Origin of the sequence: Streptomyces sp. NPDC047014 (assembly GCF_040644195.1) — a bacterium.
Classification (GTDB): domain Bacteria; phylum Actinomycetota; class Actinomycetes; order Streptomycetales; family Streptomycetaceae; genus Streptomyces.
This window is the reverse complement of sequence record NZ_JBEYVX010000052.1, coordinates 1-11,915: the sequence shown is the minus strand read 5'-3', so window position 1 is coordinate 11,915 and position 11,915 is coordinate 1. Positions and strand designations below refer to the sequence as shown.

The window sequence follows — 11,915 nt, the reverse complement described above, 5'->3', positions numbered from 1 at the left end:
CGAGGCCCCTTCGACGACCTCCACAACATTTCCCCAGCGATCACCCCTTCATGCCGCTGACGTGCGGTGCAGGGGGGACGGGAGGGGCGGGGGCGTCAGCCCGTGCGGGTGAGGCGGTCCGCGCCGGAGAGGATCGCGGCCGCCAGTGCCTCGGCCGCCGGGGAGGGCCGGGGGCCGCGCAGCAGCGCGAACTCCACCGGCCCCAGTTCCGGCAGGGCCCCGACCCGTACCAGGCCCGGCGGGATCAGCCCCCGCGTGTGCGCCATCACGCCCAGCCCGGCCCGCGCCGCCGCGACCAGACCGCTCAGGCTGCCGCTGGTGCACGCGATCCGCCAGGCCCGCCCGTCCCGTTCCAGCACCTCCAGGGCCCGCGCCCGGGTGATCCCCGGCGGCGGGAAGACGATCAGCGGTACGGGACGCTCCGGATCCACCCGCAGGCCCTCCGCCCCGATCCACACCATCCGGTCCCGCCAGACGAGCCGGCCCCGCTCGTCGCCGGGCCCGCGCCGTTTCGCCAGCACCAGGTCCAGGCGCCCGGCGTCCAGCCGCTCGTGCAGCGTGCCCGACAGCTCCACGGACAGCTCCAGGTCCACCTCGGGGTGCTCGTGCCGGAACCGCTCCAGGATCTCCGGCAGGCGCGTGAGGACGAAGTCCTCGGAGGCCCCGAAGCGGAGCCGGCCGCGCAGCCGGGTCCCCGTGAAGAAGGCCGCGGCCCGCTCGTGCGCCTCCAGGATCGTCCGCGCGAACCCGAGCAGCGCCTCGCCGTCCTCGGTCAGCTCGACGCTGTGCGTGTCCCGCAGGAAGAGCGGCCGCCCGGTCGCCTCCTCCAGCCGCCGCACGTGCTGGCTGACGGTGGACTGCCGCACCCCGAGCCGCCGCGCGGCCTGCGTGAAGCTGAGCGTCTGGGCGACGGTGAGGAAGGTACGGAGCTGGACGGGGTCGTACATGGGGCCATGTTATTGCGCTTCATGATGACAGTCAGAGCGGTGTACGGCTTTCCCGATCACGGCACACCCCTGACCATGGAGACACAGCCTCCGGCCCCCACCCCGGCCCCCGGCTCGCCCTTTGCCCGCCCCCGACCGGCGCGCGGGCACGACGGCCCCCGCCTACAGCCCCGACCCGCGCGCGGGCACGACGGCCCCGCCTACAGCCCCGACCCGCGCGCGGGCACAACGGCCCCACCGCCGGCCCCGACGGGTGCCCGGGCCGACGATCCGGTCCACGGCTCGCCCCGACTCCGACTCCGACCCCGCCCCCGGGCTCGTACCGACGCCCCGGGCTCGGGCTCGTACCGACGCCCCGGGCTCCGGCCCGTACCGACGCCCCGGGCGCCAGCCCGTACCGCCGATCCGCCGCCCCCGGCCCGCCGCGCCCCGCCCGGTGGGTGATCCGCCCCGACAGCAAGTGAGCGCCCCATGCCACGCCGCCCGTACCTGCCCGCCCGGATCCCGGTGGACCCGTACGTCCTGGCCCTGCTCGGCACCGTCGGGCTCGCCGCCCTGCTGCCCGCGCGCGGCGCCGCCGCCGGCCTCGCCGGGGCCGCCTCCACCGCCGCCGTGGCCCTGCTCTTCTTCCTCTACGGCGCCCGCCTCTCCACCCGCGAAGCCCTGGCCGGCCTGCGCCACTGGCGGCTGCACCTCACCGTGCTCGCCTGCACGTTCCTGCTCTTCCCGCTCCTCGGCCTGGCCGCCCGCGTCCTCGTACCGAGCGTCCTCACGCCCCCGCTCTACGGCGGCCTGCTCTTCCTCTGCCTGGTCCCCTCCACCGTCCAGTCCTCCATCGCCTTCACCTCGATCGCCCGCGGCAACGTGCCCGCCGCGATCTGCGCCGGCTCCTTCTCCAGCCTCGCCGGGATCGTCCTCACCCCGCTGCTCGCCACCGCCCTCCTCGACGGCGACGCGGGCGGCTTCTCCCTCGACGCCGTCCTGAGGATCACCCTCCAGCTCCTGCTGCCCTTCCTCCTCGGCCAGGCCCTGCGCCGCTGGGTCGGCGGGTTCCTGACCCGCCACAAGAAGGCCCTCGGATACGTAGACCGCGGCTCGATACTGCTCGTCGTCTACGCCGCGTTCAGCGCCGGCATGGTCGCCGGCATCTGGCAGCGGATCAGCCCCCTCCGGCTCGGCGCCCTGCTGCTGGTGGAAGCCGTACTGCTCACGGTGATGCTGCTCGCCACCTGGTACGGGGCGGCCCGCCTCGGCTTCGGCCGCGAGGACCGCATCGCCATCCAGTTCGCCGGGTCGAAGAAGAGCCTGGCCGCCGGACTCCCGATGGCCAGCGTGCTGTTCGGGGCGCAGGCGGGCCTCGCGGTCCTCCCGCTGATGCTCTTCCACCAGATGCAGCTGATGGTCTGCGCGGTCATCGCCCGACGCCGCGCCGCCGACCCGCTGCCGCCCGAACCCGCTGACGGGCATGGGGCGGACGGAGCGGACGGAGCGGACGGACATGTGGCGGAGGTCTCCCGCCCGTCCCGACAGGCGGCCGCCCGGGCCCGGTAACGTGCGGTGGTGACCTGGATACGCCCGCTCGGCGCCCACACCGAACGCCCCTGCACCCTGGTGGTCTGCCGCGGCTGCTGCTGCGGCGACCCGCGCAAGAACCCCGGCTCCGACCACGCCGGCCAGCTCGCCCGGCTGCGCGAGGCCGCCGCCGGCTCCGGGGGGCGTCTGGCCGTCCGTACGAGCGACTGCCTCGGCCCGTGCGCCCAGGCCAACGTCATCGTGGTCCAGCCCACCACCGAGGCCCGCCGGCGCGGCGCCCGCGCGATGTGGTTCGGCTGGGCCCTCGACGACACCGCCACGGACGAGATCATCGCCTGGGCCACCTCGGGCGGCCCGGGCACCACCCCCCTCCCGCCCACCCTGGACCTCCACCGCATCGACCCCCCGACCCCGAAGCCGGCCACGCCCACCCGCCGCAACCGCCGCGGCCGCTGACGTGTGCACCCCCCGGAGGTGACGCCCGACGGCCGGGCCCGCCTCACGGGGCCTACGGCTCGCGGTGCGCCTCCGGCGACCAGGAGCGTTACCACCGCAGGCCCGCGGAGTGACCCGCTACAGCGTGATCCGTTCCTCGCCCGCGTAGATGTTCATGTCCGGGCCCCGCAGGAAGCCCACCAGCGTCATGCCCGACTCCAGCGCCAGGTCCACCGCCAGCGAGGACGGCGCCGAGACCGCCGCCAGCAGCGGGATGCCCGCCATCACGGCCTTCTGCGCCAGCTCGAACGAGGCCCGGCCCGACACCAGCAGCACCGCCCCCGTCAGTGGCAGCCGCCCGGCCTGCAGGGCCCGGCCGACGATCTTGTCCACCGCGTTGTGCCGGCCCACGTCCTCACGCAGGTCGAGCAGATCCCCCCCGGCGCTGAACAGCCCCGCCGCGTGCAGGCCGCCCGTACGGTCGAAGACCTTCTGGGCCGCGCGCAGCCGGTCCGGGAGCTCGCTGAGCAGCCGCGCGGGCACCCGTAGCGGATCGGCGGCGACCCCCGGGAAGCGGGTCGCCGTACGGACCGCGTCCAGGCTGGCCTTCCCGCACAGGCCGCAGGACGACGTGGTGTACACGTTCCGCTCCAGCGTGATGTCCGGCAGCGGAACCCCGGCGGCCAGCTGCACGTTGACCACGTTGTAGGTGTTGGAACCGTCCCGCGTCGCCCCCTCGCAGTAGGTGACGGCCTGGACCTCCTCCGCCGCGCCCAGCACGCCCTCGCTCACCAGGAAGCCCACCGCGAGGGCGAAGTCGTCCCCCGGGGTGCGCATCGTGATGGCCAGCGGCCTGCCGTTCAGCCGTATCTCCAGCGGCTCCTCGGCCACCAGCGTGTCCGGCCGCACCCCCGCCCCGCCGTTCCGGATCCGGACGACGCGACGGCGCTCGGTGACCCGTCCCATGGTGATCAGCCCACCCCTCCTGTTTGCCCGCCGTTTCCGGCCGATGCCGATGTACTCATTCTCGCGGTTCCGCATCGGACCTGGTCCCGGGCAGGGAGCTCCTCGGGAAGCTCCAAAATCCGGGGCCGGAATCCTGTCGGGTCACGCGCACACGTACCCACCGGTAGCAGGCAAAGCTGGGTGATCCTGACTTCCGTACGAGGGGGGACCCCGCCCATGACCGGTTCACGCGTGGTGGCGCTAGGGCACTACCAGCCCGCGAAAGTGCTCACCAACGAGGACCTCGCGGCCATGGTCGACACCACCGACGAGTGGATCCGCTCCCGCGTCGGCATCCGCACCCGCCACATGGCGGGCCCGGACGAACCGGTGGACGAGCTGGCCTTCCAGGCGGCGGGCAAGGCGCTGGCCGGCGCCGGCCTGACCCCGGACGACATCGACCTCGTCCTGGTGGCCACCTCCACCGCGATCGACCGCTCGCCGAACATGGCCGCGCGCGTCGCCGCCAAGCTGGGCATGGGCAGCGGACCGGCCTGCATGGACATCAACGTCGTCTGCTCGGGCTTCACCCACGCCCTGGCCACGGCCGACCACGCCCTCCGGGCCGGCTCCGCCACCCGCGCGCTGGTCATCGGCGCGGACAAGATGACCGAGATCACCGACTGGTCCGACCGCACCACCTGCGTCCTGACCGGCGACGGCGCGGGCGCCGCGGTGGTCGAGGCGTGCGAGGAGCCGGGCATCGGCCCGGTGCTGTGGGGGTCCGTCCCGGAGATGGGCAACGCGGTCCGCATCGAGGGCTCGCCGCCGGTGTTCGCCCAGGAGGGGCAGTCGGTCTACCGCTGGACCACGAGCCAGCTCCCGCCGCTGGCCCGCAAGGTCTGCGAGAAGTCCGGGATCACCCCGGAGGACCTGGCCGCGGTCGTCCTCCACCAGGCGAACCTGCGCATCATCGAGCCGCTGGCCGCCAAGATCGGCGCCGTGAACGCGGTCGTCGCGCGCGATGTCGTCGACTCGGGCAACACCTCGGCGGCCAGCATCCCGATGGCCCTGTCGAAGCTGGTCCAGCGCGGGGAGATCCCCTCGGGCGCCCCGGTCCTCCTCTTCGGCTTCGGCGGCAACCTCTCGTACGCGGGCCAGGTCATCCACTGCCCGTAGCGGCACCCGGCGCCGGGGGCCGGGGGAGCCGGGACGCAGCGTCCCGGCTCCCCCCGCCCCGGACATGCCCGCAGGTCAGCCCGGCGTGGCGCACTTGGGGGCCACCGGGATAAGTGGTCGGAGCCCCGCCGATCCTTTGCTATTGTTGTCCATGTCGCCGCGGGAAACCGGGGCCGACCACCGGTCCGGGTGGCGGAATGGCAGACGCGCTAGCTTGAGGTGCTAGTGCCCTTTATCGGGCGTGGGGGTTCAAGTCCCCCCTCGGACACCAACGAAGACCCCAGCTCTGCTGGGGTCTTCCGCGTTTCCGGGGGCACTTATGGTGGCGGTATTCCGCTCCGGGCGGGGTGCGCGCAGGAGCGCCGGGCACAGGTGCTGGAGCGCGGGGGCCGCCGTGCTGCAGGACGGCCGGCTGGGCGGCGGCTCAGTGGGAGACCGAGAACAGGCCGGTTGTGGTGGGGCCGGTGCCGTTGCCCCACCAGGTTTCGTGGATCCACTGGCCGGCAGCGGTGTAGAGCTGCTGGGTGGGGCCGTCGCTGGTTTTGTCGATCGCGCCGATGTTGCCCTGCGCGATGTCGATGAGTGTGCCGCCGCCGCTGTTGCCGCTCGTCCACCAGTACTCCTGGACCTTGGCGCCTGTGGCCAGGTACAGCTGGTCCGCGCCGTCGGTGACCAGCTTCCGGCTCATGACCGCGTTGTTCTGGCCGACCACCTTGGCCGTGGTCCGGATGCCGCTCAGGCCGCCGCCCCACCTGCTCTCCCAGACGGTGCTGCTGGTCGTCGTGTAGAGCCGCTGGGTGCCGTCCGGCAGGGTTTCGGCCTTGGTGAGCTGGCGGATGTCGCCCTGGCTGACGTTGATGACGGTGCCGGTGCGGACGTTGTTGCTGCCCGGCGTCCACCACACCTCGTACACCCACGTCGGTGTCGCCACGTACAGCTGCAGGGTGCCGTCTGGGGCCACCGCCATCGTGAAGGTCTTGCCGCCGTTGATGGTGGTCAGGCGGCTCACGTGCACGCCGTCGCCGCCGTCCTTCCACCACGCCTCGTACGGGCCGTCGCCGGCCAGGATGTAGAGGTGGTGGACGAACTGGCCGTTCTCGACGGTGTTATGGGCGAACACACCCTTCACCCCGCTGAGCCCGGACACGATCTGGCCGCCGCCGCTGGAGCCGTCCGGCTTCCACCAGGTTTCCCGGACCCCGTCGCTGGTGGCGGTGTAGACCGCTTGTGTGCCGCCCGGGAGATTCACCTTGTCGAAGCCGACGATGTTCTGCTGGTCGATCTTGATGACCTCGTGCAGGTGCACGCCGTCCCCGCCGGGAATCCACCAGCCCTCCGTCACCGCCGTGTTGGTGCAGGCGTAGACCTGGCGCACCCCCGACGGGTCCGTGGTGCGCTTGACCTGGAAGATCTGGGGGATGGCGGGCACCGGTGAGCCGCCGCCGGAGGATGCGTCGAGGTCCTTGTAGTGGATGTAGCCGCTCACCGAACCCCGGGTGATGGGGCGGCGGTCGTGATCGCCTTTCCCATTGTGGTTGTAGTCCTGGATCATCACCGTGTCGCCGTTGACGGATTCGACCCAGGCGACATGCCCGTAGCCGCCGTTCCACGAGGCACCCGCCCACCAGGCAGCCGCTCCGGGCGCGGGGTTCATGTCGACCGTGATGCCCAGCGCCCCGGCGTTGGGGCCCCAGTCCTTGGCGTGGCCGATGTGCCTCATGTCGTAGCCGTTGCGGTCCTTCAGCGCGAAGGCCACCCATGACGTGCAGTAGCGGGTCGAGAACCTCCAGGTGTCGGTCATCGCTCCGAGGGCGGCGCTGCGCCACGGCTCCGGGTAGTTGTCGCCGCTGCCCGCCGAGGCCCGGAGGGCAGGCCCGAGGAGTGAGTACGCCGCAGCGCCCGCCGCGGCGCCGAGGCCGAGCCTCAAGGCCCGGCGGCGGTCGTACGGCTGCTCGCTCACGTTCACGTCTGCCTTCTCTCTTCCGTCATGTGCCCAGGACGGTCAGGCCCGTGGGGGAGGTCAGGCTGCCCGGGGTGACCGCCGTGAAGGTGTGGGGGAGGGTGAGGTGGGGGTGGTCCGAGTGCGGGGCCGCGTCGAAGAGGTACGCCTCCGCCGCTCTCGTGTCGCTGACCAGGTGCGGGCCGTCCGGGGCCGCCGTGGCACCCGTGAGCGGGGTGCGGAAGACGCGGCGGAGGTGGCGCAGGGTCTCCGGGGTGACCGGGGCCCGCATCGGGCGCGGGCGGGCCGGGGGAGCGGGCTCGGCGGCGGGGGCGTCCGGCGGGATCGCGCCCGTCAGCAGCAGGGCCAGGAGCATCGGGACGGCCTTGCGGCGCAGGGTCGCGGTGGCCGAGTGCAGCCGGTGGGCATGGGCCGCCGGGAGGGACAGCGCGAGGCTGCCCGCGGCGCCGCCCATGGCCAGGGGGACGGCCGCGCAGACGTGCCGCGGGGAGTACTCCAGCAGGTCGAAGACCGGCGCGCCCGGAGCCACCGCGTCCAGGGCGGTGAACAGGGCCCTGCTGTCGGTGATGGTCTGCGGGGTGAGCCGGGCGGGGCGGTGCCGGGCCACGTGGTCCGCGCGGCGGTCGTGGTCGAGCTGGGTCAGCAGGCATTTGCCGACCGCGCTGGCGTGCGCGGCGGCCCGGAAGTCGACCCACTCCCGCACCGGCGGCGCCGCGGGCCCGGCCGCCATCTGCGTGATGTGGACCTCGCCCGCCGCGTACCGGCTCAGGTACACCGCCGCGCCCGTGCTGTCCCGGGCCAGGGACAGCGTGCGCTGGAGCTGGTCGGCCAGGCCCTGCCCGCCGGGGGCGGCGAGCCGTTCCAGGGCAGGCCCGCGGGCGTACACCCCGGCGGCCGGGCGGTACGCGTACTCCTCCTCGCACAGCATCGACAGCAGCGGCCGCAGCTCCGCCTCCGTACGCCCCGCCTCCCGCGCCAGCTGGGCGGCCCGCACCCCCAGCGGGTGCCGTTCCAGGACCCGTACGAGGGCCAGCGCGCGCCGGGCTTCCGCCAGCGCCTGGCCGGTCCCGTCCTGTACAAAGGTCCCGCGCGCCGCCGCCGTCAGCGCGGGGTGCCGCAGCGGCCCGGCGGCCGACCGGGGCGGGGGCGGTGACGGCGGCGGGGCGAGCGGCGGGGCCAGGACCACGGGCGGGAGGAACGCGGCCAGCACCGAGGACAGTCCGGGCCGGGGCAGCGGCACCGGGCCCAGGTCGGGATCGTCGCACTGGTCGACGTAGCGCAGTACGGCCGCCTGCGCGCACAGCCGGACCTCCCGCAGGTCCCGCCGCCCGCCCGGCCGGAAACCGCGGCGGCACAGCTCGCGCGCCCAGTGCCGGGCGTCGTGGTGCTCGCCGCGCCGCGAGTGGTCGAGGAAGAGGCAGTAGGCGGCCGGGGCGGTGCGCGGGCCACCGGCCGCCGCGGCGAACTGCCACCAGAAGCGGGCCCCTTCGCGCATGCCCGCGAGGTGCAGCAGACAGCCGAAGACCACGGCGCCCACCAGATCGGTGCGGCCGCGGATGAAGGACTCGAGGTGCGCGCCGGCCGTCGGCGCGCAGACGGAGGCCAGGCAGACGGCCTTGAGATCGCGCCGGGCGCGCTCGGCGTCGAGGGGGCAGTCCCGGGCCGGATCGCTCCAGCCGTGCGCCGTCCGCCGCCGGACGCGGTGCGCCGGGCCGGGCGGGGGGTGCGGGGCGACCCGGAGCAGCCGGGCCTCGGCCGCGCCCAGGTCGTAATGGCGGTAGCGGTCGCGGACACCGGCCCGGGCGAGGAACTCGGCCAGGGAGCGGGGGGCCGGATCGCCCTCCGGCCGCTCCCGCCGGTCGTGCCGCCTCATGACTCGGCCGGTTCGCTCGGCCCGGCGGTTCCGGCGGCCCCTGCGGTCTCGGCGGCCCCTACGGTCCCGGCAGTCTCGGCGGCCCCTGCGGACCCAGTCGTCCGCGCCGTCCCCGCGGCGTCAGGGGCCTCGCTCGGAACGGCCTGGTCACCCGGCTCGGCCGAGCCCGCCACCACCCCCGCCGCACGCGCGTCCAGCAGCCGCGCCAGCCGCCGGTGGGCCTGGCCGAGGTACGAGCGGACGGTGGCCTCGTCCACGCCCATCACGTCCGCCGCCTCACCCGGCGTGCACTGGAGCCCGTACCGCAGATGCACCACGTCCCGCTGCCGTTCGGCCAGCCGCGAGACGGCCGAGTAGAAGCGGATGGTGTCCGTCAGCACCTCGTACTGATCGGCGCGGGCATCCTTCAGAGCGGCCTCGAAGGCGCTGATGTCCACCGGCTCGGGCGGTGCCTGCCACGGGTGGTGTCGGCCCTGCCGGTCGGCCAGGCAGTGCTTGAGGACGGTCCAGGCGTAGGCGTCGAGGCGGTCCATGTGCAGCATCCGGAGCCATTCGCCCATGATCGAGTCGAAGGTGGCGTCCACCGCGGCCTCGGCGGCGGCGTCGGAGCCCAGCTGGAGGTACGCGAAGCGCATGTAGGCGGGCCTCCGGTTGGCGTGGAAGGCCCAGTAGGACAGGCGTGCCGTGGGATTCCACTGGCTCATGGGGGTCGGCCGCCGGCGGCGGCTCGGCAGCCCCACGGCCCCACCGGATTCCTCCGGTCCGACATCGTTCACGGCTTCACCCCATCCCCTCCCCTGTGCGCAGAACAGGAAAGCAGGGAGGGCGCACTCGGAGGGCGCAGAGCAGAAAGCTGGAAGTTATACGTCGCGGATGATCGAAGCGTGATCGATGCCGATCGCACCGGGCGCCTGTCGGCACGTATGCATATGCCCGCCGCCGGTGCCACCGGGCCGCCACCGCGCAGCCCACCGAGCCGTCACCGCCCAGCCCACCGAGCCCCCACTCCGCAGCCCACCGAGCCGCCGGCAGGCGGACGCCCGGTCCGGCGGACCACCGTCCCGCTGTACCATGGGCCCGGATCGCGAGGGCCGTGACGTAGAGGTCACTGTCCTCGCTTTTGTGTATCCGTCCACCAGAACAAATGCGGCGCGGGGCGTTTCGGCGGTTCGATACGATGAAACCCGCTCACCATCGGTGACATCGCGACACCACATCGCACCGCACCACACCGCATAAGAGGAAAGGGAGCATCCGAGGATGGCTCGACACCTGATCACCAGCGCGCTTCCGTACATCAACGGGATCAAGCACCTGGGCAACATGGTCGGGTCGATGCTTCCGGCGGATGTGTACTCCCGGTACCTCCGCCAGCGCGGCCACGACGTCCTCTACATCTGCGCCACCGACGAGCACGGCACCCCCGCCGAGCTCGCCGCCAAGGAGGCCGGCATCTCGGTCGCCGAGTTCTGCGCGCAGGCCCACGACGCCCAGAAGGCGGTCTACGACGGCTTCCAGCTGTCCTTCGACTACTTCGGCCGCAGCTCCTCAGCCCAGAACGCCGAGATCACCCAGCACTTCGCGCGGCAGCTCCAGGCCAACGGCTTCATCGAGGAGCGGGCGATCCGCCAGGTGTACTCGCCCGCCGACGGCCGCTTCCTGCCGGACCGCTACGTCGAGGGCACCTGCCCGCACTGCGGCTACGACAAGGCCCGCGGCGACCAGTGCGAGAACTGCACCCGCGTCCTGGACCCCACCGACCTCATCGAGCCCCGCTCGGCCATCTCCGGCTCCACCGAGCTGGAGGTCCGCGAGACCAAGCACCTCTTCCTCCTCCAGTCCCGGCTGCAGCACGAGGTCGAGGCATGGGTCGCGCGGCACGAGGAGGAGTGGCCGCAGCTGGCGTCCTCCATCGCCCGCAAGTGGCTGACCGAGGGCCTGCACGACCGGGCCATCACCCGCGACCTCGACTGGGGCGTGCCGGTCCCGGCCGACACCTGGCCCGAACTGGCCGCCGAGGGCAAGGTCTTCTACGTCTGGTTCGACGCCCCGATCGAGTACATCGCCGCGACCAAGGAGTGGGCGGACGCCGACCCGGCGAACCGCGACCACAAGGCGTGGTGGTTCGAGGCCGAGGACGTCCGGTACACGCAGTTCATGGCCAAGGACAACGTCCCGTTCCACACGGTGATGTTCCCCGCCACCGAGCTCGGCACCCGCGAGCCGTGGAAGATGGTCGACTACGTCAAGGCGTTCAACTGGCTGACCTACTACGGCGGCAAGTTCTCCACCTCCCAGAAGCGCGGCGTCTTCACCGACCAGGCGCTGGAGATCCTGCCCGCCGACTACTGGCGCTACTTCCTCATCGCCAACGCGCCCGAGTCCGACGACTCCTCCTTCACCTGGGAGCACTTCACCGCCACGGTGAACAAGGACCTCGCGGACACCCTGGGCAACTTCGTCAACCGCGTGCTCTCCTTCTCGCGCAAGCGCTTCGGCGACGACGTCCCGGCGGGCAACGCCGCGGGCGAGGCCGAGGCGAAGCTCGGGGAGCAGATCGCGGAGCTGCTGGCCGAGTACGAGGGCCACATGGAGACCCTGCAGTACCGCAAGGCCGCGGCCGCGCTGCGCGCCCTGTGGTCGGCCGGAAACTCCTACCTGGAGGAGAAGGCCCCCTGGCTGGAGATCAAGACCGACCCCGAGGGCGCGGCCCTGACCCTGCGCACGGCGATGAACCTCATCCACCTCTACTCGGTGGTCTCCGAGCCCTTCATCCCGGCCTCGGCGCGCGCCATGCGCTCCGCCTTCGCCCTCGCCGGTGACACGGCGACCTGGGTGACCCCGGAGCAGGCCCGCTCGCTGGACGCGGTGCCCGCCGGGACGCCGTTCACCGTGCCGCCGGTGCTCTTCGCGAAGATCACCGAGGAGGACCTGGAGTCCTACCGGGAGCGCTTCGGCGGTACCGAGGCCGGCTGCCGGAACGTCCTGATCGCCACGATGCCGATGATGCCCGCGGAGGCCAGTACGGAGGTGCCGAGCGCGC

The 11,915-nt window shown here is 73.3% G+C and carries 8 protein-coding genes, 1 tRNA gene and 1 pseudogene; 5 read left to right on the top strand and 5 right to left on the bottom strand.

The features are described from left to right. Positions 1–95: 95 nt before the first annotated feature. Positions 96–947, bottom strand: a complete 852-nt coding sequence (locus ABZ873_RS23770; protein ID WP_360875478.1) for a LysR substrate-binding domain-containing protein — start codon at positions 945–947, stop codon at positions 96–98. 471 nt (positions 948–1,418) lie between these two features. On the opposite strand from ABZ873_RS23770, the gene ABZ873_RS23765 reads away from it, so the two are divergent. Together ABZ873_RS23765 and ABZ873_RS23760 are read left to right on the top strand one after the other, a co-directional pair. Next, entirely contained in the window at positions 1,419–2,498 is a 1,080-nt protein-coding gene (locus tag ABZ873_RS23765) for a bile acid:sodium symporter family protein (protein WP_360875476.1), read from the top strand. A gap of 9 nt (positions 2,499–2,507) precedes the next feature. Then, a complete protein-coding gene (locus tag ABZ873_RS23760) occupies positions 2,508–2,936 on the top strand; it encodes a (2Fe-2S) ferredoxin domain-containing protein (RefSeq protein WP_360875474.1) in 429 nt (142 codons plus the stop codon). Between the two features lie 117 nt (positions 2,937–3,053). Here the strand turns inward: ABZ873_RS23760 and fdhD are convergent, their stop codons facing one another. Further along, a complete protein-coding gene (fdhD, locus tag ABZ873_RS23755; RefSeq protein WP_360875472.1) occupies positions 3,054–3,881 on the bottom strand; it encodes a formate dehydrogenase accessory sulfurtransferase FdhD in 828 nt (275 codons plus the stop codon). A 216-nt stretch (positions 3,882–4,097) separates the two neighbouring features. Between fdhD and ABZ873_RS23750 the strand changes: the two genes are divergently transcribed. Both ABZ873_RS23750 and ABZ873_RS23745 read left to right on the top strand, forming a co-directional pair. Further along, complete coding sequence (locus ABZ873_RS23750) at positions 4,098–5,039, top strand: beta-ketoacyl-ACP synthase III (RefSeq protein WP_360875470.1); 942 nt, start codon at positions 4,098–4,100, stop codon at positions 5,037–5,039. A gap of 183 nt (positions 5,040–5,222) precedes the next feature. Next, positions 5,223–5,310: transfer RNA gene (locus tag ABZ873_RS23745), tRNA-Leu, on the top strand. A gap of 153 nt (positions 5,311–5,463) precedes the next feature. Here the strand turns inward: ABZ873_RS23745 and ABZ873_RS23740 are convergent. The 3 genes and pseudogenes from ABZ873_RS23740 to ABZ873_RS23730 form a co-directional block, all read right to left on the bottom strand. Next, a complete protein-coding gene (locus ABZ873_RS23740; RefSeq protein WP_360875468.1) occupies positions 5,464–6,999 on the bottom strand; it encodes a CHAP domain-containing protein in 1,536 nt (511 codons plus the stop codon). Between the two features lie 334 nt (positions 7,000–7,333). Beyond that, positions 7,334–8,053, bottom strand: a pseudogene (locus tag ABZ873_RS23735) (IclR family transcriptional regulator C-terminal domain-containing protein); the annotation flags it as partial. A gap of 815 nt (positions 8,054–8,868) precedes the next feature. After that, a complete protein-coding gene (locus tag ABZ873_RS23730; protein ID WP_360875466.1) occupies positions 8,869–9,648 on the bottom strand; it encodes a sigma factor-like helix-turn-helix DNA-binding protein in 780 nt (259 codons plus the stop codon). Between the two features lie 484 nt (positions 9,649–10,132). Between ABZ873_RS23730 and metG the strand changes: the two genes are divergently transcribed. Then, positions 10,133–11,915: methionine--tRNA ligase (gene metG, locus ABZ873_RS23725; RefSeq protein ID WP_360875464.1), on the top strand; the 1,783-nt coding region annotated here is incomplete at its 3' end.

Bases quoted from the DNA above. Each gene is read 5' to 3' on its own strand.
- ABZ873_RS23750 (WP_360875470.1), top strand. From the start codon at position 4,098: ATGACCGGTTCACGCGTGGTGGCGCTAGGGCACTACCAGCCCGCGAAA.
- ABZ873_RS23765 (WP_360875476.1), top strand. From the start codon at position 1,419: ATGCCACGCCGCCCGTACCTGCCCGCCCGGATCCCGGTGGACCCGTAC.
- ABZ873_RS23770 (WP_360875478.1), bottom strand. From the start codon at position 947: ATGTACGACCCCGTCCAGCTCCGTACCTTCCTCACCGTCGCCCAGACG.
- fdhD (WP_360875472.1), bottom strand. From the start codon at position 3,881: ATGGGACGGGTCACCGAGCGCCGTCGCGTCGTCCGGATCCGGAACGGC.